Source organism: Flavivirga sp. 57AJ16 (assembly GCF_028736925.1).
Taxonomy (GTDB): domain Bacteria; phylum Bacteroidota; class Bacteroidia; order Flavobacteriales; family Flavobacteriaceae; genus Flavivirga.
Genome location: NZ_JAQZAT010000001.1, coordinates 554,962 through 578,550, shown reverse-complemented (window position 1 = coordinate 578,550; position 23,589 = coordinate 554,962). Strand labels below are relative to the sequence as shown.

The window sequence follows — 23,589 nt, the reverse complement described above, 5'->3', positions numbered from 1 at the left end:
TCGTAATCTTCCTGAAGGGGAAAAAAGAGAAAGACGACCCTGTAAGTCAGAAATTCTTTGTACTTTCATAATTATCGAAGATAAAAACCCCGTTTTTGTGCCTTTTTGGCCTTTTTCGGGGTTTATTTATACCTCAATATACAACAAAACCCTCGTTTTCACAAGGGCTTTCGTGTTTTGCGAATGTGCCTTTTTATACCTAACCTTAATTTTTACAAGCTTTTAAAGATACCCTATTTCTAACACCCCCCCCCTCTGCGAAATCAGCGACTTCGTAGAATCATAATCTTATAAGTAAATTGCATAAGATTCCTGCCTACGCAGGAATTTGCGCCCCTGCTAGCGCTCGTCTGCGACGAGTGCCGAACCAGTTGTATCATCCTAAAATAACTAAATTTTTATACCTAACCTTAATTTTTACAAGCTTTTAAAGATACCCTATTTCTAACCCCCCCCCCTCTGCGAAATCAGCGACTTCGTAGAATCATAATCTTATAAGTAAATTGCATAAGATTCCTGCCTACGCAGGAATTTGCGCCCCTGCTAGCGCTCGTCTTCAACGAGTGCCGTACCAGCATTTTCATCATCATTTTTGGCTTTTATTTTTTAATTCTATCCCAAAAAGCCAGCGGAATCTATTTCCAAAACTGTATAGTCCTCTTGGTAATTCCTTGCGCTCGAATATTTCCAGTCTATGGCATTTGTCACAAAACCGCTTTCTACTGGATTGTTATGGATATAGTCTATCTTTTGTTTGATAACCTTTTCACTCCACAGTTCTATGGGTTTGTTGTGGTGCTGCCAAAATTGATATCTGCTTACATTGCCCTGTTTTTTACCGGCCTTTTCAAACATCCATAAAAGCCATTCCTTTCTGCTTTCCTGTGGGTTGTTTTCTATGGCTTCTATGACTTTTTTGGATGTATGCTTTTTAAATGCCTGTAACAATTCCATTGGTTGTTCGTTTGTTGACCTGAATATAAAATGGACATGGCTGGGCATAACGCAATAGCAATATAGCTCCATGCCTTTTTCTTTTCTGCAATAGTCTATACTTTCTGCTAACACATTAAAATAAGCTTGCCTTGTAAAAACATCCAGCCAATATACTGTGGCAAAACTTACAAAATACAGACCTGACTTGTTATGGAATTTATACTTCCTGCTCATGCCTCCAAAATACAAAAAAGCTACTCTATCTCTAAAGTAGCTTTTAATTTATTTTTGATTACTCGGTACGGCACTCGTCGAAGACGGAGCGCTAGCGCATACAAGGACTAGCAGGAGAAGCAGTTTGAAATGAGTTTTCATTGACAGGAGATATTTTTTTTAACGATGAGCTGATTATTTTAAGTTAATAAAAGGGTTTAAAAATTCATTCTTAAACTTAAATTTGGAGTGAAACCAAGTGACTTATTATCTATTTGAATGGCTGAGCTAGAATCTTCTGGATCCACTTCATAATACCTGTTAATACTATTTTTTACATTGGTAATATTAATAACACCAGCACTTAAAGCCCCGGTAAAAGTATTGGAAATATTAAAATTATATTTAATAGAGGTATCCAATCTCATAAAATCACTTAAATTCTCATTATTGGGCACATCGTAATTCACCTCGGTATTATTGCCATTTTGAACGGTTTCATTGCCTTCAACTGGTTTAGTGTAAGGTTGGCCAGATCTCCAAATACCACCTATCGATATTTTTAAATTACTCAAAACATCATAATTAAAAGCCAAGGACACAGAATGTCTTATATCTACATTATTAGGAAAAGAGGATGGTGTAAAGCTTTTAAATTCGTAATCGTTCATACTGTAAGTATAACTTAACCAAGTACTATATTTATGAGATGTTTTATTTAATAAAAACTCACCCCCTTTTACGGTATAACTTCCAGTGGCATTAACATATTGAAAATTATTATAAAACCCTTGGTTTGAAACCGTAATGCCATCCACAAGTTTATAAAACCCCTCAATATCCAACAGCCAATTATTTTGGTTAAACTCAAAACCTGCAGAAACTTGCTTGCTAACAGAAATGGGGATGTCTTGGTCGTTGGCTAAAATCCATCGCCTATTTTCTACGCCTAAAAAGTCGTCTTGAAAATCAATTTTTTGATTAGCGGATTGATTTTTAAATTCACCCAGGACCTTAATGGCCAATTGGTCGGAAAATTTTTGCCTAAAATTTAATCTGGGTTCAACGAGTACCTTATTAAATTTTTGAAAATAATTTCCTCTAACGCCCAATCTAAGATATGTTTTATCCTTTCTCAATTCAATTTCACTAAAAAGGGCATGATTTAGCAAGACATCTTTTTTAGTTCTTTCGTATGCCGGAGCACTAACGGTTGTTTCGTTCAAAATACCTATCTCACTAAATTGGTAACCAGTAATAAGATGTAAGTGCTTGTTGATTTTAAGTTTTGTTTTAAGCTTAACGCCTGTTTCAATAACCTCATTAGCTTGAGTTAATTTTTGATCTGTTTCAATTCTGTAATCGACTGCATCAACATGATACTTTGAGTAAAAAGCGTTAAAATTTGTTGTGAATTTATGGTTCCAAACAGCATTCCAATGAGTACCAACACCCAGGTTTTGTTGTTTTAAACGACTTGTTTTAGACTCCGTTTCACCATCCGTATTTGTATAACTTTCGATATAATCCAAATGATTGTTTATGCCTATAATATTGGCTCTAAATTGATGGTTCTCATTAAGATCAAAAAGTAATTTCGCCGTATAATCGTAAAAGAAAAACTCCGAAGACCTATTACTTTCACTTATATTATCACTATTAGTAGTGAGTTCGCTATCTTGAAAACTACGCTCAAAATAAGTGTCGTAAGTAGGGGAATTAAAAACATCTGTAAACGAACGTCTTCCAGACACGTGCAATGCCAATTTCTTACTTAATGGCATTTCTAAAAAAGCATCTGCATGTATTAAATTAATGCCAGCACCACCGGCAAAAACCTTTCCAATTTTGTCCTTCGTCGACATGTTAATAGTACTGGAAACACCATCACTAAACTCGCTTGATGTCCCATTTTTAGTCACTGTAACTTTATTGGTCAAATAGGGATTATAAGCAGAAATGAGTCCGAAAAAATGTCCAGAATGGTACATTTTAATATGGTCCCAAAGGATGAGGTTTTGGTCATTTGTACCCCCACGAACATTAATGTTGGCAATACTTTCATTAACACTTTCAACACCCGGTAAGGCTTGGATGGATTGCATGATATCGGGTTCTGTAAGTCCAGGTAAAACACCAAACTTTTCCGTGTTTAAAATAGTGCTTCCATCAATACGTTTTTGTAAACCCGTGGTTAGGAATTTTGATATTAAAACTTGGTTGAGCTCCTCATTCTTCACCTGCATAGTTATTGTTTTACAAGTGTTTTGTAACAACCTTAAATCCGACGCTTTAAAAACTTGTGTTTCAAAGCCCAAAAAAGAGATGGTTACGGTTTTGTTCGCGCCTACTTCGTCCAAATTAAAAGCGCCGCTAATATCGGTAATAACGCCTTTTGTTGAATGACTAATTAAAACGGAAGCCCCAAGTAACGGTTCCTTGTTTTTTTCTGAAACTAAAATACCACAAATAGATATGGTTTTATTAATAGTTGAAATTGTAATATAACGCTCGTTAAGAAATTTAAAATTTAAAAGTGTGGTTGCGTTTAAAGCATCTATAATGCTATGTAATGTATCTGTTTCATTTGGCTTGCTAACTGAAATGCTATGAACATCATCGACCGAATAAGAAAATTTAACATCAAATTGTGCTTCTAATTTCTGTATCAAATTTAACAATGGGATGCTTTCTTGAGATTGAAAACCAAAAGAAAAAAAGGAATAGACAGAAAATAAAATAACAAGATATTTAGTTCTGTTCATAGTTGTATAGCTCAACGTTATTACCACTTATTTTATAGCTCAATTTAAGTGGAATGGTTACAGATTGTAACGCTATATTTTTATCGGTGTGTGTAAAACTTCCCGAAAAAGTTTTAGAAACATCTATTTTTGAAGCATTAATAGTGATATCATATTGAATTTCTAATTCATTAATAACCTGCCAAAGAGGTATCTCGTCAAAAGTAGATTCTTTTTCTAACCACGATGGCGCTTTAGCATTAAAATCTTTGGCCAAAACGACCTTGTTATTAATAACCCTAAATGACTTTCCTGGTGTTAATACCAGTTTTTCTTTATGATGTGTTACGCTTACAGAACCTTCATAACATTGTACTTCAAAATAATTAGCACGTTCTTTTACATTAAATTGTGTGCCCAATACTTGAATACTACCAACAGGTGTATGCACTGTAAATTTTTCGCCTTTAGTAACTTTAAAAAATGCTTCACCAGTTAATTCAAGGCTTCTGTTTTCCTCCCATTGCTTTTTGTTAAAGGATAATTTGGATTGCGCATTTAGTATCACTTCAGAATGGTCCGGTAGACTAAATGTTTCTGTTTGGGCTATTTTGGTTGTATATGATTTGGTGTTGTTAAAGAAAACAAAATAAGCCGATGTTAACATAACCACTAAAATGGCAGCTATCTTTAAAAACGATTTAAAATTTAAAGGAATTACTTTAGGAGCTTCCTTTTTAAACGTTCTTGTTTTAAAATCTTCCAAAGCCTTTTGGGCATCAATTATAGGTGCCTCTATCTGTTTTGAATAATAGCCTGCTTTTTCCAATACCGAAAAGTCTTCTTCTGGATATTTTTTTCTAATGTCTTTTATAGAAATTTCGCCATCAAACCATTTTAATATGTCAGTTTCTTTATTCATTTTTTAGCCCTTTCTGTAAATAAGACGCCTATATATATATTTACCCTACGAAAAAAATAAAGAATTTAAAAAAACGCTTTATTTTAGACTCCTTGTTTTTCGAGAAAGACACTTCGTAGGAAGCTCCAGGGCAGGACTTCGAAGCACTCTTTTTCGTTTATATTTTTAAATTGTCTACTTTTTTGCGTAATATTTTTAATGCCCCAGACATCCTTTTTTCTACCGTTTTTTGCGATATATTTAATAATTCGGCTATTTCCCTGTACTTTTTGTCCTCTATCCTGTTTAATAAAAAAACGTCGCGCTGATCTTCGCTTAAATCTGAAATAGCCAATAATAATCTTTGCTTAAACTCATCTTCTTCCAATAAATATTCTGGATTCTGATTTGTTTTATCCATATAAGGAGATGCCTTTGCATAAGACATAACAACTTTTTGATGGCGCACCGTATTTAAAAATAAATTATTTACAGTGGTAAATAAATATGTTTTGGCTTTTTCAAAATCAATTTTAGAGCAATTCTCCCAAATTTTGGCAAAAGCATCCTGTACAAAGTCTAACGAAGCCGCCTTATCGCCACACTTATAGAATGCAAAACTATTTACAGCTTGAATATGTTCTAAATAAAAGGAGTTAAAATATGATTCTTCGCAAAGTTTATGCTTGTGGGTACCCATAAATACGTTATGACATGTAGATTAAAACAAAAGTAGTAAATAAAATTTTTATAATTAAAAATCAATAATGAAGTGGTTTAAACTACCCAGTCAAGCTGAGCACATGTTTTTTGATTGAAGCGAAAAATAGTGATTTTATTCCCAAATGAATGCTTTTTTGCACTGCATAGCATCGCTACGGAGTAATAAAAAGATAAAATATGGGGATAAAAGGACATTTTGCAGCCAATTATAAAAAGTTTAAACCACTTCAATTAAAGAAAAATATTTAAAAACCGTAGGGTAAATTTAATCGTAAGAGTCTTAAAGTTGTATGAAAATAAAATATAATATTATGAAATCAAAGATTATCTATAGAACCATACAAATATCACTATATATCATACTTGTACTGTGTGTTTTTGCTTTTATAGATTTAATAGTTGAGATAATATTTAAAGAATGATAGGGAAAAGTTCACCATAAGTGTCTTACCTATACAAGCAAAAAATTTGCTATGAAAAAGAAAAAAATAAACCCAAAAAAAATGAGTATTATGAAAAATTTAAAATTATTAACTGCAACTTTCCTTTTATCTATTTTAACATTTACATCTTGCCAAGATGAAATTGATAATGAGAATGGAGAAAACCCAAATACAAACGCGGCAAACTCTGAAACGGCAAATAATTTAGAGCGTTCCTCTATGTACGATGGTAGTTTTGATGACTTTTTAGACGGCATGTCCTGTTCATCGATTTTATTTCCGGTTACTGCTACTATTAATGGTACTCAAATAACTTTAATAAACGAAGCTAATTATGATTTGGTTTTAAATATTCTTGGAGAATTAAATAATGATGATGATGAAATTGTATTTCAGTTCCCTTTGTCTGTAAAATTAAGTAACTACACAGAAGTTCAGGTAGCTAATCAAACAGAGTACGATGCACTAATCAATGCTTGCGAACAGGCCGAGAATAATGCACAAGATGCCATTAATTGTTTAGAGATAGATTTTCCTATCACTATTTTAACATACAACTTAAACATAGAACAAACGGGAAGTGTTGTTATAGAATCTGAACAACAATTGTACACTTACATGAGCAACTTTGGTGAGGATGAAAAATTTGCTGTTAATTACCCGATTACTGCTACATTAAATGGAGAGACAGTGATAGAAATAACAAGTGATCTGGATTTAAAGAGCCAAATTTCAGATTGTTTAGATGTCGATGATGCCAAAGAAGAGGCTGAAGATAATGCTAAAACCCTGGAAGGTATTTTAGTTGACGGTCTGTTTAAAGTAGAATCATTTGTTACGGCAGGTGTTAATGCTGCAAATGATTATGCCGATTACACGATTGATTTTGCAAACGATTTAACCTGTACTGCAGAGCATAAAGTGAACGCAACCATAGAAGATGTAGAGGGCACCTATACTGTAGCATCAGAACTTGAAGTATTGTTAAATCTAACTTTTTCAGGAAACGCTACTTTCGAGTTATTAAATAACACATGGGAAGTTACAAGTTATTCTGAAACTTCCATCTCTCTACAAAGTACAACAAATGCAGCGATAACCCTGGTATTGACCCAAGTTTAAAACTAGATTTGCATTTGTTACGTATGTTATGGTAAAGAGGCTGTCTAAAAAGTAAGTTCGATGTCATATTGAGTACTTCGATAAACTCAGCACGGGCATTGTCGAAATATTTTTAACATACCGATAATCAATATCGGTTTCGACAGGCTCAACCTGACAAATCAAACAATAAAGGCTTTTTAGACACCCTTTTTTTAAAATAAAAAATCAAGAAATATGCTTAATTCCAAACAAATGAGGCGTTCATTTTTAACAATGCTTTTGCTTTTAGTGTTTATAAACTCGTGTTCTAAGGAAGATGTAAATCATACAGGCCCCAATAACAATGATACAGATAATATAGATATAACCTTAAATCAAAAAGCAACAGGGGCTTCATCTCATGATCTTTTATCCGATGATGTATTTAAAAGCATGATTATTGAAGTTGTTTATGTGGATGGTTTCGAACCTAGCCAAAATGCTATCAATAATTTTAAATCGTTTTTAGAAGCTCGAACTTTTAAACCCAATGGCATTACTATTGAAAAAAGAGCCATCACTTCTTCTGGAAAAACAAAATATACCATTCAAGATATAATAGCTATTGAAGAAGCTAATAGAACCAAATACAACACCAATAACCAAATAGCGGTTTGGGTCTTTTTTGTAGATGGAGCGTCTCATGAAAACACCAATAATGGTGTTGTTTTGGGTACTGCATATAGAAATACATCTTTTGTGATTTTTGAAGAAACCATCCAGGATTTAAGCAACAGTGCCTTTGAACCCAATAGGAGTGTTTTAGAAACCACTGTAATAACCCATGAGTTTGGGCATATTTTAGGGCTTACAAACCTGGGTACAGATATGGTTAATACCCATGAAGATACAGAGCATCCTAAACATTGTAATGTAGAAAACTGTTTAATGTATTGGTCTGCCGAAACCGGGGATGGTCTTTCAAATTTAATTGGTAGTAGCTCCGCGCCACAATTAGATGCGCAGTGTATTGCCGATTTACAGGCCAATGGCGGGAAATAGAAGTGTATTTTAACCTTAAAAAGCAAGAAAAATGAAAACGGTATTTTTAATAATAACAATAATTATAAGTATGACCTTTAGTGCTAAAGCTCAAGAAGGAAATACATCCAATGCAGGTGTTAAATTAGGCTATAATTTAGCGGCTGTTAGTTATGATGGAGAAACAGAAACAGGACAAAGGCATGGCTTTCACGCAGGATTTTATGGAGAATCATTTCTATCTGAGGTTGTTGCATTACAAGTAGAGCTCTTATATTCGCAACAAGGTTATGAAATTGAAGATAATAGTGGCACATTTACCCAAAAATTAGACTATATCAACTTGCCATTATTATTAAAAATTTATCCCAATAGAAATTTCTTTTTTGAAGCGGGCCCCCAAGTAGGTATTGCGGTAAATCATAAAGAAGCATTCGATAGTAACTTTAACCTGTTTGATACGTCTCAAGAGTTCAGTCCTCAAAATTTTGATTGGGGCCTTAACTTGGGTGGTGGATTTAAAACCGATTCGGGAGTAAGTCTTGGTGTGAGATATCATTTGGGCATGGGCGGTGTTTATGACGAAGGAAACCCAAAAAATAGAGTGTGGCAATTCTCATTAGGTTTTGATTTTTAAAACAAATCGTTTATACATCCATAAAAAGCCGCCTGAATGCATTTAGGCGGCTTCTTTATTTTTTATTAAAAACCCGTAGGGTAAAAAAACTTTAGGGTGTCTTAATATTGAAAGCACATGTATAGTGTATTAGTAATCTTAAAATTAAAAGTTATGAAATTATTTAAAACAATAATATTTATTATAGCCATAGGTTTTTCATTGGCAGTACAGGCTCAAGAGCCTGAAACATCAAATGAAACAAAAATTGATAAAAAAACATATTATCAAAAAAGAGCAGCCGAAGATGCTAAATATGAACAACAATTTAGTGCAGAAACCAAAGCTGAAGAAGCAGCTTTTTGGAAAGATCAAAAAGCCTATGAAAAAGATTTAAAACAGAAAGACAGGAAAGCTTATAAAGCTTATATGAGAGGCAAGAAAGACGCGTATGCAGAACATTATGAACATTGTAACCATCATTGCCACCACAGTGATCATTATTACCGCCACGCTACATTTTATTATTATAGATACGACGGGCACTATTATGAAAGGTATCCAAGAAGAAATACCATAAGCACGAGGGTAAATGTGGGTACGCCGAATGTACGCTTAGGCATATTTTAGAGTACCCATGGTTTTGGTAGAAAAGCTTCCTGTTTTTGGAAGCTTTTTTATTTTAACCCGTGTTGGTTTATGTGCTTTTTTCAGCAGGATTTATTATAGTATAGCTAAATTGATATAAAATGGCATAAAATATTTTTAAAGAAAAAAGTCAAAGTTTTAGGCAAAAAATGTAGCCATAGCTATGTTCAATGTCATTAAGTTAAGGAAATTTGTTCTTTATTTGTCACATTGAGCGCAGTCGAAATGCTAATAAAAACTAGAACTCCAATAGGTCTTCGACTGCGCTCAGACTGACATTACGGCCTTAACTTAATGACATTGAGCTATGTTATAGCGAGTATTTTTAACGAAGAAATAAAAGATTAATGTTATTTTATGTTGATTTAGCTATAAGTCCAAAGTTAATTGGTATAAGATTTTAAAAAGGATAGAATCACCTGCACAGCTTTCTCTAAATGTACGGGTAAATGATCTCCTTCCCAAGGATGCGAAGCCCCAAAAACATGATTGGCGCCTTCTATAATTTCCAGTTGGCTATTGGGATGCCATTTATGGAGGTTTTCGGCTTCTTCAATAAAAATGCTGGTATCCGCATTACCATGAACAATTAGATGCGGGATTTTTAAATTTGACACGGCCCTTTTTATGGTTAAACGTGCTTCATTTTTTATAAAATCCTCATAGAATTGATAATAATGAGGCATTTGTTGTTTTGTTCTCCCATTAAGAACATACTTTACACCGTCTTTTTTCCAGGATTCTAAGCTGCCCAATAATGCCGTTTTTTTGCCAAAATCGCAAACGCCAGCCAAGCTTACCACGCTTTTAATACGCGTGTCCTCTTCCGCTTTTATCGAAACAATACCACCACCACGACTGTGCCCAATTAAGCAAATATTATTGGTACCCCCTTTGTATTTTATGTCATCATTTTCAACAGCCCAATCAATCACGGATTCTAGGTCATCTAATTCTTTTGTATAATTATTATTGCCAAAAGCATCTAAATCGGGAAAGTCTATAGGCTGTTCAATCGTTCCGCCATTGTGTGAAAAATTGAACTTTATAAAGTAAAACCCCGCTTTAGCAAAGGCATTTGCCATTAAATGCCATGCACCCCAATCTTTAAAACCTTTGTAGCCGTGGCAAAATATAATAATAGGTTTATTAATATCATTTGAGGTATAAGTTGTATCTATTAAAATAGGTCTTTTATGTCTACCGTCAATGACAATACTTTTTTTATTGATCATTTAAATCCTGAATTATGCATTATACCAAATAAACTTTAAAATATCGCTAATAATTCATTTCTATCACACACATATTCGATTTCAACTTCAATTTCAACTTTTTAAAACCTATTAGGTATTAGAACTTCGTTATAAAGGTTAAAACTACAAAAACTATGGTTTTTTGTGAACTTGAATTCGAAGTTAAAATTGAAACTGAAGCTCAACTTCGATTTCAACTTCAATTTCAACTTCAAATACCCTCTTCTTTTTCAGTGAATGGGATATTAATGTTGCAGATCTCTAAGATGAGTTTTTTTAATTCTTTACTAAAATCATCAAGGATTTCTTGGGTAATCAAAGTCTCTTTTTTAGCATAGGCACCTGCTTTATCTTTTTTGGAGAATTTTAAAAAGCCTTTACTAAGGTTTTTAAATGATATGATACCAGCTTCAACTGGAAGCTTAATTTGATTTGATACATGCATCATATAGGCATAAGTGAGCACTTGAAAGCTTTTACTGTATTTAGAGTAATCGATTGTAATAGTTTCCCAATCTACAATCTCAATGCTGCTTTGCGCTACTTTCCCTGTTTTGTAGTCTATAATTCTGGTAACACCATTGTATTCATCAACGCGATCTACTTTCCCTGTAATGCTAACGGGGAAGCCCAGTTCTGGAATGTCAATGATCACATTATTATTAGCTTCAATGGCTATGATCTTTATTTGATTGCCCGCTTTTAAATCTTCAATTTCTAAATCTAAAAAGTTCGATACATATCTTTTTGCAATTTCAAAGATTATTAAGTTTTTACCTTTAGTAATATCGCCTTCCTTATAAACATCCGTAAAATGATACCCAACCCTTTTTACAATATTGGCTTTTAGTTTTTTAATAATCTCTACAGATATAAAAGTGCCGACCAACGGTTTATAAAAGTCTTCCAGAGTATTATGTACAACGGTTCCCAAAGTATTGGCAGCTACAGTTTCCTCTACACTGTCATGCTCTTTTATCTTTAATATTTTCTGATAATAAAAATCAATAGGGTTTCTTATATAATTGGTAAGCGATGATGGGGAAAACCCTTTTTGAGCAACGATTTTTAGTTCATTTAAAACAGGGTTCGTTTTTTCAATACTATTTAATGGTGTTTTAATTATGGGAACCTGAGGTGCAATAATTTGATGGTTTATATGATGTATCCCCTCCAGTTCCAATTGGGTTATAAACCTACTTTTTTCACCGCCCGTTAAAATATCTGCTTCTGTATTATAAAGGAGATACACATTTTTAGCCCGTTGTAAAAGCCTATAAAAATGATAGGTATAAACAGCATCCTTTTCTTTGTAAGTCGGTAAATTGTTTTCTATTTTAACATCAAACGGAATGAATGAATTATTGGTTTTTCCAGAAGGAAGAATACCTTCGTTTACCGATGAAATAATAACGGTTTCAAAGTCTAAAACACGAGATTCCAACATCCCCATAATTTGGAGCCCTTGTAGAGGTTCTCCTTGGAAATCCAAGGTTTCAGAGCTTAACAATTCTTTGTAAACGCTATACAGTGTCGAAATATCCTTAATATGATGGTATGCTGTATTGAGCCGGGATAACTCATTAAATAGCTCATTAAAACGGAATAGGTACTCTAATGATAATAGATTGGAAGCTTTTTTATCGTCTAAATAGTTTTTGATATATAATATTAATTGAGAGCAGTTATTTAAGGCCGTATCAATAGACTTGTCCCAATTTGAGAACAACAGATCAATAAGATCGTTAGAGCTATCTGCCAGTCCTTTTATACGTTCGACAGTTAAGTAAGCTAAATTATTAGTATTAATAGTCTCAATAATTTTTGTTGCTAAATCAACCTCTTTAACATAAAATAGAGGCCTTATAAATTGATGTGATATAATATTAATAATGTCTTTATAGTAAAATGCATTCGATGATGTATTGTGTAAACGAAACAAGGATTCAAAAAGAGAGGCTATTGGGATAGATTTTAAAGGGAACCCCATAGTTATATTTAACGTTTCGATCGTTGAGGGAAGCGAATTTAATACCGGGATAAGTAAATTTTCGTCACCTAAGACAACGGCTGTATTTTGTAATGGTTGGTTGTCTTTTTGTAAACTATTTAAAAGTGTCCCAATGTATTTTGCCTGCCCAATATTTTTTGGAATACCAAAAGCCGAAATATTTTTTTCTTTTGAATAATTTGTAGTTACCCAGTTAAACGGATTGTTTTTAAAAAATGACCAATTAGTTTTATGTTGTCGTGTAAATAAAGCGGCATCATGTTTTTGATTGTTTATAAAAACAGCGTCTATATCCCAATACGTTTTTGCCAAGTTATTTTGAAGCAATTCCTGTATAATGGTTTCTTCGGAAGTATTTAAAGCATTAAAGCCCAAAAAAACATGCAGTTTTTCAGGGTTATTTTGAATATAAGATTTTATGTTTTTAGCAGCTTCTCTATAAATTAAGCCTTGATAGCCTATTTTTTTATTTATAAGTTGTTCGGTAAATAGGGTATAGTAGTTATAAAGTTTGTTCCAAAAGGACAAATAATTTTTAACAAAATCAGTTTTGTTATTTTCTAAGGACCAGTGATTTAAATCTTGTATAGCACTTAAATAATCGAAGATGTTTTTTTGAGGTATGAGGTATCTATCTATTTCATTAAAGTCTTGAAGTAATATTTGGGCCCATTTTGAGAACGATTCAAAAGCGTCTGTTTCTTTACTATTGGTTAATTTAACATAAACGTTATAAAACTCAAAAAGGAGCTCTGTATTCGAAATACTTTTTAGCTGAGATAATTCTTCAACAAATTCTTCAATACTTATTATATGGGGAGAAAAGATAGTTTGCTTAGTAACTGTAGCGAGTTGATGTTTTAAAAACAATCCAGCTCTTTTACTTGGTAATATAAAAGTTGTTTCAGAAAAATTTTCGTTGCTGTTTTGTAAATCTTTTAGAACATCAAAAATAAAAGTTGTCATTGAAGTTTAGTTGGTGGTATTGAACCCATTAAATTTTTTTAAAAGTTCATTATATAAAAATAAAAAACGCTTCGGGATATCCGAAGCGTTTTTATAAAACTTATTTGTTTTTTACCAGAATGGTGTTATTATTTAACTAAGTTAATTTCAACACGTCTGTTATTAGCTCTACCTTTTTTAGTTTTGTTAGTGTCGATTGGTTTAGATTCTCCGTATCCAAGAGAAGAAAGTCTAAATGCATCGATACCATGACTTACTAAGTATTCTTTCACAGAGTTAGCTCTAGAATCAGATAATCTTTGGTTTAATTTTTCACTACCTACACTATCTGTATGACCTTCAACTGTAAATTTAGCAGTTGGGTACTCATTAAGTATTTTGATGATATCACCTAATACAGATTCAGATTGAGATTTGATACTTGATTTACCAGTATCGAATAAGATGGTTTTAGCATACTCATTTAAAGTTTTTTGTACTTCTTCAGTTACTTCAGGACAACCATTGTTAGCAACAGTACCTACAACATCTGGACATTTATCATCTTTATCTAAAACACCATCACCATCCGTATCAGGCCAAGGACAACCATTATTAGCTGGAGCACCTGGCGTGTTAGGACATTTATCGTCACCATCTCTTACGCCATCACCGTCAGCATCAGGACAACCAGATAAAGCTTTTAAACCAGCCACTGTAGGACAGCTATCATCTTTATCAGCGATACCATCACCATCTGTATCAGGACATCCATTAAATTCAGCTAAACCAGCTTCGTTAGGACAAGAGTCTTTACTATCTTCGATGCCATCACCATCCGTATCAGGACAACCATTGAAAGCTTCTAGACCAGGAACATCTGGACAAGCATCGTCTTTGTCATAAATACCATCACCATCTGTGTCAGCACCACCGAATCTGATAGAAATACCAACTGTATGTTGGAAATGTGTATTTAAATAATCTTCAAATGCATGTTTGTATGCTGATTGTACGGTTAAACCAACATTTTCGCTAAACCAAAGATTGAAACCTAAAGTTCCGTTTAAAGTTCCAGCTCCAACTTCGTCAACCCAAGTGTAACCACCACCAACACCTACATAAGGATCGAAAGTGTTCCAGTCTAATGCCTCACCAATGCTATATTTAATAGTACCATCTGCGGCATAGTAAGATAAATCATCTACATTAATAGCATCTCCATTTGCATCTTCTCCCCAGTTTTCTATTTTATTAAGAGAACCAGCTATCCCAAAAGAAAATCCGTCCCCAACATATTTAGATACGGAAATTGAAGATAATGAAGGCAAGATGTTGTAGTTGTCTACATCAAAATATTTGCTAAAGATAGTCTCACTAAAAGGAGCACCGTCCCCAGAAGGGTAAGCATCAACTGCGTTAGTCGCAATGGTAATTTGCCATGGGTTGTTTTTGTCTTGCGCATTAGCATTGCTATAAACAAGTACAAACAACATAGCGAACAATAATCTGCTAAGATTTTTCATATTCAAAAGTTTAATTTTTAAGTGTTAAATGTAAACAAAAGTAAGTTGTTAAAATTTATTAACAAAGACAAATATATAAAAAAATAGAACATTTCTTTTGTTCATCCGCAGTTCTAAACGATTTTAGACAATATTTAAAGCTTTCCTAGCTTTTGTAAGCGCAATAATAACCTTGTATAAAGCGTCTTATGTATGCGCTATTAAAAAACGGGTACTTTTTCTTGCTTTTATTTTGAAATTGCGTGAAAGTAAAATCCTATATCAGAAATATTTTTTTTGACTTAATAAATTATAGGAAAAAACCTTCATTTTTGTGTTTAAATTAACTTTTGCTCTTGGAACGGATGTTATTTATGGCATCATACCATTTTATATTTGAAATGGCATAAAATGGTAAGTGTTTCTGCCGTTTTTATATATAAATGTTTTCGAAGCTTATACTTCTTTTACCATAATTTCATCATTTATATAGATAAGTATCTTTTTTTTAACAAGTATGGCCATGTCTTCTAAAACATCTTGATAGGATTGTAATTGTTGCCAGTGTTTTTTATCTTCACTACCCGTTTTATAATCAATAATAACGGCTTCATTTTTAGGGTTTATAACCAATCTATCTGGTCTTAAAATGATGCCTTCTTTAGTAATGATGTCTCTTTCGTTATATATAATAGAGCCTGGGGAATAATAACTTTCGAGCTTTGGGTGCTCGACAATTTTAATTATTAGTTGTTTCAACTCTATGTTTTGTTCTTTTGTAATTAAAGAAGCATTTGTAAAATCGTTTATAACAGTATTTATATCATCTTTAGTTTTAATTTGGGACATCATGTTGTGAATAAGGTTTCCTTTCTCAATAGCCTCTTGTTGGTTTGTGTCCCAAAGAAGCCCGGATTTGGTTATAACCTTTATATTATGAGTTTCCTTTGCTGTTGAAATGAATGCTTGTTGAATATGAGCTTCTTTTATAATAGTTGAACTTTCGGTAGTTCTTTTAGGATCTCCAAAATAATATATCGACTGGGAATCGTTCCAGAGATTTAAGTATTGCAGATAGTTTATGAATAAACCTGAATATTTTTTATTATTTGGGACGCCTTTTGAAGAGATATCTTTTGTTGAAATTATATACAGCTGCTCAACAGCTCTGGTTAAGGTGACATACAATAAATTAATATTATCTAGTTCTTGCTCAGATTGATGGTTATTATAGATGCGCCGCCCTTCTTCCCCGTAATTTTCAAAATCCTTACTATAGTTTAATAAAGTGTGCGTAAAACCAGCGTACTTTTCTTTGTCTATTTTAAACCATTCTTTTGGGTCCAATTCTCTATAAATATCTAAATCGGCATAAGGAAAAATAACCACAGGAAATTCTAGACCCTTAGATTTATGAATGGTCATTATTTGAACAGCATTTTGCCCTTTAGGAGATACAATGCTTAAGCTTTCTTTTTTCTTATCAAAATATTCCAAAAATCCAGAAACGTTCGATCCTTTTTTTTGTGAAAAATCTAAAACAATATCTAAGTAAAATTGTATGTAGGCATTAGAAGATTCAACTAGATTAAAAGCTCTTACAATGGTTTCTGCCAAATCATAAAGAGGAAGCTGTAATAAGAAATCACTATTTATGAATATATTGAATGCTTCAAAACTTTTAAATAGATCGGATACCGATAAATTTAGGTGTTTTGAAAAGAAATCGTGTTTATCTTCAATCTTAAAAAGAACCGTTAGATAATTGAGAACCTCAATCTTTATTTCATTATTTTTTGGCTGAATTAAGAGCGTTAACATGTTGTTTACAAAACCTACTTGAGTGGCCTTGTTAATTAATAATGTTTCAGAAGAAATTATAGGAATGTTCTGTTGCCCTAAATAATTTGCAATCGCGACCCCTTCTTTTTTCTTACGTACCAGTACGCAAATATCTTCTAACCTAAAACCATTTTTTAAACAACGATTAATGGTTTTTAAAACATGCTCAGAAAAAAGCGTATCCCTATCGTCTTCTTTATCAATATCCACAAAAGATAGCTCAACATAGCCTGCATCTTCTAAAAAAGTATTTTGATGTGCGTTTTCATAAAGGTATTTATAATCTTTTTTACTAAAAACCAGGTTTGATAGATAATTAAAAAAACCATTGTTAAAGCTTACAATGTCTTTAAAGCTTCTGTAATTTGTTGGAAGGTTTTCAACCTGTTTTTTAATATGAAAAGGGTTGTCATCATTAAACAATCCAATAAATTGCTCTGCTTTTCCACCTCGCCAACGATAAATAGCCTGTTTGGCATCACCAACCAACATGACATTCCCAGTATGGGTAGATAACGCGTTTTCTAAAAGGGGAATTAAATTTTTCCATTGCATGACCGAAGTATCCTGAAATTCATCAATAAAATAATGGTTGAACTTTTCGCCAATACGCTCGTAAATAAAAGGGGTGGGCTGATTTCTTATTTCTTTGCTAATAATGGTATTGAACTCTGAAATAAGCATTTTATTTTGCTCTTCTTTAAGTGTTTTTAATTCATTATGAATAGCATTTAAAACAGATAGTGGCGTTATATTTTTATAAAAAGCTTTTAAAAATTTAAGATGGAAAACCAGGTGTTTGGTTTCGTGGAAATTGGTCGCTATTTGCGGTTGAATTTGTTCTATTGCAGAAGCTACATCTTCAGTGGCACGTTTGGGGTATAATGTTTTAGTTTCGAGATCTTCTTGCCATTTGGCTTCAAAATTTAGATCAAACTTTTTATCGGCCAAATTTTTAAAGTGCTTAGGTAAATAGCTTCCGGAAAAATCATTAAACTCCAGACCAGCGGTTTCAATTAAAGTTAATACGTTTTGCGCTTTTTGAATGATATTATTCTCTAAGGCTATGAGGTTCTTTTTTAATTGTGTTTTAAGTATTTTAAAATCATCTAAGGTTTTATCTTTCAATGTTTCAAGAAAAGGGATGTCATTTTCATTAACCAAGAGCCGCGCTATGTTATTAAAATCAAAAGAGACATCCCAACTTTTGTCATCATCGGCTTTTTCAATGGCAAAATCAATAAGGACCTTGGTAAGTGCATCATTGGTTCCCGCTTTTTCAATCAAACTATTAACGGCCTCATTTAATAAAGCTTCTTGATCTAGTTCTACTTCAAAATTTAAAGGGAGTCTTAAATCGTAGGCAAAGGTCCTAATGAGTTTATGCGTAAAGCCATCAATAGTCGAAATATCAAACGCTGCATAGTTATGTATAATGGTGTTTAATAGTTTTTCTGATTTATTATGGAGCTTAGATGCGTCCATTTGCAATTCTTCACTAATGGCCTTAAACATATTATTAGGTTTGTCCAATATGGTCTTGCTAGAAAATTGCTTGAGGGTTTCGATAATCCGATCTTTCATTTCGGCAACGGCCTTGTTTGTAAACGTAATCGCCAAAATCCGTTTAAAATGCTCTGAATTGTTAGATTGAAACAAAATTTTTAAATATTCCTTTACGAGTGTAAACGTTTTTCCACTTCCGGCAGAAGCATTGTAGATAGTAAAAGAATGGTTTTGGCTCATAAATTATAATTTTGGATACAAGATAAAAACTATCAATGGTTTCATAACCATTTATTATTTTTAATTGACGTGTATTATATGTAAATTTGAATGAAATTAAACACTAATATTTTAAAACAAAAAATTATGGCTTTCGAATTACCGAAATTAGGATATGCGTATGATGCATTAGAACCTCATATTGATGCTCGTACTATGGAGATACACCATTCTAAACACCATCAAGGATATACAAACAATTTAAATAACGCCATTGAAGGAACAGATCTAGAAGGAAAGTCTATCGAAGATATACTTGAGGATTTAGATATGAATAATGGTGCAGTGAGAAATAACGGGGGTGGTTTTTACAACCACTCATTATTTTGGGAAGTAATGAATCCCGAAGGAAAAGGATACTTATCTGGAGCATTAAAAGATGCTATCGAAGCTGCATATGGTTCTGTTGATGCATTTAAAGATGCTTTTGCCAAAGCCGCAGCCACACGATTTGGATCTGGCTGGGCTTGGTTATGTGTACACAAAGGCGGTAAAGTAGAGGTTTGTTCTACGCCAAATCAAGACAATCCATTAATGCCGGGAGTTGGTTGCGGAGGTACACCAATTTTAGGTATTGATGTTTGGGAGCATGCTTATTATTTAAATTATCAAAACAGACGCCCAGATTATATTAATGCCTTTTTTAATGTTATTAACTGGAATGAAGTTGAAAGGCGTTATGCTGAAGCAAAATAGAATTTAGCCTTAAAAACAGACTAATAAAAAGACACTTAGCAGATATTTGCTAGGTGTTTTTTTATGTTTATTTGGGATTATTCCCAAAAGAGGGCTTTAATGAGCTGTATATAGCTATATGAATAATTCATAACAGGATAAACACAAAAGCATGTCGTTTTCTGTGTCACATTTTAAAATATATTTGGTATAAAGATTAATATACTTTTTTTTGTTTTTCGTACCCCCTGCTTACAGGGTATTTTTTTCACTGAAAAAGATGTTTGGTTAATGTTTACGTTACCGCATCTTTGCCTCAAGATATTAAAAAAAACTAAATCGAATATTAACCTTTAAACCTTTAAAATTATGACTTGGGGTATCACCTTAATCTTATTAAGTATTGTTGCAGTACCATCTTTACTTCTTTCAAAAAAACCAAACGCAAAAGAACTTTTAGAAAAAATAGAACCTTATCAAGGATGGATTGGTTTTGTCTTTTTTTGCTGGGGTGTTTGGGGAATTATTTCTGCTGTTTTAAATATTGGTTGGCTTACCACATTCCCAATATGGTGGATCACATTATTGGCAGGAAATATAATTGAAGCTGTTTTAGGATTTATGTTAGGCTTTGGCTTAATCAATAAATTTATTTTGTCCAAAAACGAAGCGGCAAAAGAAAAAGCAAATAGAATGAGGGAAAAACTAGCTCCAAAACAAGGAAAATTGGGGGTTCTAGGATTAATTGTCGGAGCTTGGATGATTGTAGCTTCTTTCATGTTTATTTGATTTTTTATAATTAAACATTAATCAAAACAAGTAGCAAAAACCTACAAAAGAAAACAAAAATGTAATTGCTATGGCCTTATGGGTTGTTGGTAGTATCTTAAGTGGACTTGCTCAAAAATTAAAAACGCTATAAAGGCAAAGGCTTATGAAAATCATGCAAGTTCAGAAGCGTATTTCAATACTTATATTACGGAGCGTTCGGATATTTTTTAAAATTAGAAAAGATGCTGTAAAAAATGCTAACAGGGCTGTATTAGTACACAATGATGATAGTAGTGAGATGCCCAAGCAGCCAAGAGGTGTAAAGTATAACTCGTTATTGAAGTATAAAAGTGTAGCTAGTACACCTGCGAAAGCATTAACTGCTGGCTTATATAGAATTGGATTTACAACTTATAAAACAGGTGACGTAAAAGGGATATTTTTAGCGCAAGTTGCTGCACCTATAAAACTTCCTGGAGTAGTCATGGCAAAAACCATTGAAGATCTTAAAAATATATATAATTAAACTCGATATATTCAACTAATTCAAAAAACTCATTCTTTTTAAGGATGAGTTTTTAGTTTTATATTAAATTAGCTTTTTACAATATTTTACATTGTAAAAGTTGCCCTAAAAATACCTATACGCATTTATGTTAAAACCTTTAAGACTTTTGTGTCTACAAATCTTATTGCTGCTACCACCTGTAATAAGCGCTCAGGTTAATGATTCGAATTTTTCTTCCAAAAGAGATTTCGCTGCTAAAGAAAAAGAACAAGTGCTTGATGCTTTTGATATTTTAAACCGGGGAGACGAAAAAGCGTATGTTATTGGTCATCAACTACGAAAAAAAGCACGCACACATTTCGCTAAAATCAATGCCCATTTATTGCTAGCGCATTATTTTAAAAATAGGCGGCTAAGTGATTCTTCCAATTTTTATGTCAAAGCATTTATGACATTGAATACCGTAGGGAACGATTCATTAATCTGTAGAAGAAAAATGGCAGCTTATAATTTATTAGCCATTAATTACAATACCAAAGGTTTGGTTGAAGAAAGTAAAAAGTGGCATCAAAAAGGGATTATTTTAGCTAAAAAATATAATGAGGAGGAAGATTACTTTATACACTTGCATGGGCTTGCGGTTAATTATTTAGCAATTGGAGATTTAGACCAAGCTTTACGTCTTTTCAAAGCGTGTTTAACGTATGGCGAGCACCTTGAAATAACCATGGGGAGTTATATAAATATTGGTCAGATTTATGCAGATAAAAAAGATTTCGAAACGTCCGATCTATTTTTAAAAAAGGGACTTAAACTAGCCAAAGAACATCAGTTCACTTCTGCAATAACGACCATTTTATTGAATTTGGCATCTAATGCCCAAACTCTGAATAAAACCGAGGAAGCACTAGTGCTTTATGACAGTGTTATAAAAATAGCCACCAAGCATAAATTTTATAAAGAAAAATTAAATGCTGAAATGAATATAGGCAGTATTTTTATCAATGAAGAAAATTTTGACAATGCAGAACTGATTTACTCTTTGGCTTTAGTGAATGCTATTGATTTAGGATATCTAGATCAACAGTTAATTATTTATGAAAACCTAAAAAAAATAGCAAGGCATAAGTCTGATTATAAAAAAGCATACTATTTCTCCTGGAAATATTTCGCTATCAAGGATTCTATTGGTCAACTTCAAAGAAACAAAGAGATCAATGAGCTAGAAGTTAAGTATCAAACACTTCAAAAAGAAAAAGAAATTAGTATTCTACAAGTAGAAAAAGTCAATCGTAATTTAGAATTAGCCAATCAAAAGGAAGCCTTTCAAAACTTGGAATTACTAAGGGAAATAGAAAAAAAATCTAATGAAAATGAATTATTATCTATTCAAAATGCTACAGAAAAAACAGCTAATGAAAACAGATTACTTAGAAAAAATCAAGAAATAAAGGCCGCTCAATTTTTAATTCAACAAGCTGAAACAAACAGGCAAAAAGGGATTAAAAATATAATTCTATATTCTTTTCTTATCTTTTTAATACCAATCATAGGTTTACTGTATACATACTATTTAAAGTTAAAAGCACAGAGCGAATTAAATAAAAAGCAACAAGAAGTTAACGAGCAAAAAATAGCATCTATTTTAAAAGATCAAGAATTAAAATTAGTAAAAGCTTCAATAAAAGGTCAAAATAATGAACGGAAACGTATTGCTCAAGAACTACACGATAGTATAGGTGGTAATTTAGCCGGGATTAAGTTACAATTAAATAATTCTGACCATAATGATTTAGCTTCAATTAATTTTCAAATAGATAATACTTGTAGGCAAGTTCGGGATTTGTCACATAATTTAATTTCTAAAAAATTTAGTGAAAATAATTTTTGTAATGTTCTTAGGGAATATCTTAATAATATTTTAAAAAAAAGTTCCATTTCTTCAAATATAAATGTATATCCAGTAGAAGAAATTGATCTTCTGGACGAGAATTTACAAGCTGAAATCTTTAAAATTATTCAAGAATTAATAACCAATACCATTAAACATGCTCATGCAAGTAGCATTGATATTCAAATTAATTTAATAGACAATGTACTGGGGATTATTTTTGAAGATAACGGCATTGGGTTCAATGTTAAAAAACAAACCAATGGCATTGGTTTTAAAAATATGAAAAGTCGATTAAAAAAAATATCAGGAGTTTTAAATATTGACTCCAACCCTAAAATAGGTACTATAATAAGTATCGAAATTTCCAATTTGATATCCATGACCAATGAAATATAATTTAATTATTGCAGATGACCATAAAATGTTTTTAGATGGCCTGCTATGTATTTTTAATTCAGAAGGGGCATACCATATTTTGTTAACTGCAAAAAATGGCGCTCAGGTTGCTAAGTATATAGATATTAATAGTGACCAACAGATAGATCTAGTTATTACAGATATTACCATGCCAGAAATGGATGGGATTGCATTGACCAAAATTTTGAAAAAAAAAGATAGTAATCTAAAAATCCTTGCTGTAAGTATGCATACTAATCCCGATATGATTGATACACTTATTGAAAGTGACGTGGATGGTTATGTGCCTAAAAATGCTGAAAAAGAAGAATTACTCAAAGCAATAGAAACTATTATAAAAGGAGATAAATATTTTTCACGAGAAATAACAGAGATCTATATGGAAAATAAATTCTCTAAAAAGAAAAAAGAAAACATCAAATTAACACAGCGTGAAATTGATGTGATTACACTAATAGCAAAAGAGTTTACTACCCTGGAAATTGCAGATAGATTATTTTTAAGTAAGCATACCATTGAGAGTTATCGTAAAAATTTAATTGCAAAATTAGGAGTAAGGAACTTAGCAGGATTAACTAAATATGCTATAAAAATGAAGTATTTGGATTTAATGGATTCTTAAACCAATTAAC

The 23,589-nt window shown here is 32.4% G+C and carries 17 protein-coding genes; 9 read left to right on the top strand and 8 right to left on the bottom strand.

The window, feature by feature from the left end:
• Positions 1–612: 612 nt before the first annotated feature.
• The 4 genes from PQO00_RS02295 to PQO00_RS02280 form a co-directional block, all read right to left on the bottom strand.
• Positions 613–1,170, bottom strand: coding sequence for a transposase (locus PQO00_RS02295; RefSeq protein WP_274183200.1), 558 nt, complete (start codon positions 1,168–1,170; stop codon positions 613–615).
• Positions 1,171–1,367: 197 nt separating this feature from the next.
• Complete coding sequence (locus PQO00_RS02290; protein ID WP_274183199.1) at positions 1,368–3,914, bottom strand: TonB-dependent siderophore receptor; 2,547 nt, start codon at positions 3,912–3,914, stop codon at positions 1,368–1,370.
• Positions 3,901–4,815 carry a FecR family protein gene (locus PQO00_RS02285; protein ID WP_274183198.1) on the bottom strand — a complete coding sequence of 305 codons (915 nt, stop codon included), beginning with the start codon at positions 4,813–4,815 and terminating at the stop codon, positions 3,901–3,903. The genes PQO00_RS02290 and PQO00_RS02285 overlap by 14 nt, the downstream gene beginning before the upstream one ends.
• Before the next feature lie 157 nt (positions 4,816–4,972).
• Positions 4,973–5,494: an RNA polymerase sigma factor gene (locus PQO00_RS02280; RefSeq protein ID WP_274183197.1), complete on the bottom strand. Its 522-nt coding sequence runs from the start codon at positions 5,492–5,494 to the stop codon at positions 4,973–4,975.
• Between the two features lie 535 nt (positions 5,495–6,029).
• Here PQO00_RS02280 and PQO00_RS02275 point away from each other — a divergent pair.
• From PQO00_RS02275 to PQO00_RS02260, 4 genes are all read left to right on the top strand, one after another.
• Positions 6,030–7,082, top strand: a complete 1,053-nt coding sequence (locus tag PQO00_RS02275) for a hypothetical protein (protein ID WP_274183196.1) — start codon at positions 6,030–6,032, stop codon at positions 7,080–7,082.
• A gap of 234 nt (positions 7,083–7,316) precedes the next feature.
• Positions 7,317–8,105: a membrane metalloprotease gene (locus PQO00_RS02270; RefSeq protein ID WP_274183195.1), complete on the top strand. Its 789-nt coding sequence runs from the start codon at positions 7,317–7,319 to the stop codon at positions 8,103–8,105.
• Positions 8,106–8,136: 31 nt separating this feature from the next.
• Positions 8,137–8,721, top strand: coding sequence for a porin family protein (locus PQO00_RS02265; protein ID WP_274183194.1), 585 nt, complete (start codon positions 8,137–8,139; stop codon positions 8,719–8,721).
• Between the two features lie 153 nt (positions 8,722–8,874).
• Complete coding sequence (locus tag PQO00_RS02260) at positions 8,875–9,330, top strand: hypothetical protein (RefSeq protein WP_274183193.1); 456 nt, start codon at positions 8,875–8,877, stop codon at positions 9,328–9,330.
• A 401-nt stretch (positions 9,331–9,731) separates the two neighbouring features.
• Here PQO00_RS02260 and PQO00_RS02255 read toward each other — a convergent pair whose 3' ends face one another.
• The 4 genes from PQO00_RS02255 to PQO00_RS02240 all read right to left on the bottom strand — a co-directional run bounded on the left by PQO00_RS02255 (position 9,732) and on the right by PQO00_RS02240 (position 18,653).
• A complete protein-coding gene (locus PQO00_RS02255; protein ID WP_274183192.1) occupies positions 9,732–10,583 on the bottom strand; it encodes a S9 family peptidase in 852 nt (283 codons plus the stop codon).
• 232 nt (positions 10,584–10,815) lie between these two features.
• Positions 10,816–13,581 carry a PD-(D/E)XK nuclease family protein gene (locus PQO00_RS02250; RefSeq protein WP_274183191.1) on the bottom strand — a complete coding sequence of 922 codons (2,766 nt, stop codon included), beginning with the start codon at positions 13,579–13,581 and terminating at the stop codon, positions 10,816–10,818.
• A gap of 128 nt (positions 13,582–13,709) precedes the next feature.
• On the bottom strand, positions 13,710–15,086 hold the full coding sequence (locus PQO00_RS02245) for an OmpA family protein (protein WP_274183190.1): 1,377 nt from the start codon (positions 15,084–15,086) through the stop codon (positions 13,710–13,712).
• Positions 15,087–15,521: 435 nt separating this feature from the next.
• Complete coding sequence (locus PQO00_RS02240) at positions 15,522–18,653, bottom strand: exodeoxyribonuclease V subunit beta (protein WP_274183189.1); 3,132 nt, start codon at positions 18,651–18,653, stop codon at positions 15,522–15,524.
• Between the two features lie 126 nt (positions 18,654–18,779).
• Between PQO00_RS02240 and PQO00_RS02235 the strand changes: the two genes are divergently transcribed.
• The 5 genes from PQO00_RS02235 (at position 18,780) to PQO00_RS02215 (ending at position 23,579) form a co-directional block, all read left to right on the top strand.
• Positions 18,780–19,388 (top strand): superoxide dismutase, encoded by a 609-nt coding sequence (locus PQO00_RS02235; RefSeq protein ID WP_274183188.1) that lies wholly within the window; start codon positions 18,780–18,782, stop codon positions 19,386–19,388.
• Positions 19,389–19,736: 348 nt separating this feature from the next.
• Complete coding sequence (locus PQO00_RS02230; RefSeq protein ID WP_274183187.1) at positions 19,737–20,156, top strand: hypothetical protein; 420 nt, start codon at positions 19,737–19,739, stop codon at positions 20,154–20,156.
• 145 nt (positions 20,157–20,301) lie between these two features.
• Positions 20,302–20,664: a LipL32 family surface lipoprotein gene (locus tag PQO00_RS02225; protein WP_274183186.1), complete on the top strand. Its 363-nt coding sequence runs from the start codon at positions 20,302–20,304 to the stop codon at positions 20,662–20,664.
• Between the two features lie 148 nt (positions 20,665–20,812).
• On the top strand, positions 20,813–22,936 hold the full coding sequence (locus PQO00_RS02220; RefSeq protein WP_274183185.1) for an ATP-binding protein: 2,124 nt from the start codon (positions 20,813–20,815) through the stop codon (positions 22,934–22,936).
• Positions 22,926–23,579: a response regulator transcription factor gene (locus PQO00_RS02215; protein ID WP_274183184.1), complete on the top strand. Its 654-nt coding sequence runs from the start codon at positions 22,926–22,928 to the stop codon at positions 23,577–23,579. Before PQO00_RS02220 ends, PQO00_RS02215 begins: the two co-directional genes overlap by 11 nt.
• The last annotated feature ends 10 nt before the right edge of the window (positions 23,580–23,589 follow it).

Bases quoted from the DNA above. Each gene is read 5' to 3' on its own strand.
- PQO00_RS02295 (WP_274183200.1), bottom strand. From the start codon at position 1,170: ATGAGCAGGAAGTATAAATTCCATAACAAGTCAGGTCTGTATTTTGTA.
- PQO00_RS02290 (WP_274183199.1), bottom strand. From the start codon at position 3,914: ATGAACAGAACTAAATATCTTGTTATTTTATTTTCTGTCTATTCCTTT.
- PQO00_RS02285 (WP_274183198.1), bottom strand. From the start codon at position 4,815: ATGAATAAAGAAACTGACATATTAAAATGGTTTGATGGCGAAATTTCT.
- PQO00_RS02280 (WP_274183197.1), bottom strand. From the start codon at position 5,494: ATGGGTACCCACAAGCATAAACTTTGCGAAGAATCATATTTTAACTCC.
- PQO00_RS02275 (WP_274183196.1), top strand. From the start codon at position 6,030: ATGAAAAATTTAAAATTATTAACTGCAACTTTCCTTTTATCTATTTTA.
- PQO00_RS02270 (WP_274183195.1), top strand. From the start codon at position 7,317: ATGAGGCGTTCATTTTTAACAATGCTTTTGCTTTTAGTGTTTATAAAC.
- PQO00_RS02265 (WP_274183194.1), top strand. From the start codon at position 8,137: ATGAAAACGGTATTTTTAATAATAACAATAATTATAAGTATGACCTTT.
- PQO00_RS02260 (WP_274183193.1), top strand. From the start codon at position 8,875: ATGAAATTATTTAAAACAATAATATTTATTATAGCCATAGGTTTTTCA.
- PQO00_RS02255 (WP_274183192.1), bottom strand. From the start codon at position 10,583: ATGATCAATAAAAAAAGTATTGTCATTGACGGTAGACATAAAAGACCT.
- PQO00_RS02250 (WP_274183191.1), bottom strand. From the start codon at position 13,581: ATGACAACTTTTATTTTTGATGTTCTAAAAGATTTACAAAACAGCAAC.
- PQO00_RS02245 (WP_274183190.1), bottom strand. From the start codon at position 15,086: ATGAAAAATCTTAGCAGATTATTGTTCGCTATGTTGTTTGTACTTGTT.
- PQO00_RS02240 (WP_274183189.1), bottom strand. From the start codon at position 18,653: ATGAGCCAAAACCATTCTTTTACTATCTACAATGCTTCTGCCGGAAGT.
- PQO00_RS02235 (WP_274183188.1), top strand. From the start codon at position 18,780: ATGGCTTTCGAATTACCGAAATTAGGATATGCGTATGATGCATTAGAA.
- PQO00_RS02230 (WP_274183187.1), top strand. From the start codon at position 19,737: ATGACTTGGGGTATCACCTTAATCTTATTAAGTATTGTTGCAGTACCA.
- PQO00_RS02225 (WP_274183186.1), top strand. From the start codon at position 20,302: ATGAAAATCATGCAAGTTCAGAAGCGTATTTCAATACTTATATTACGG.
- PQO00_RS02215 (WP_274183184.1), top strand. From the start codon at position 22,926: ATGAAATATAATTTAATTATTGCAGATGACCATAAAATGTTTTTAGAT.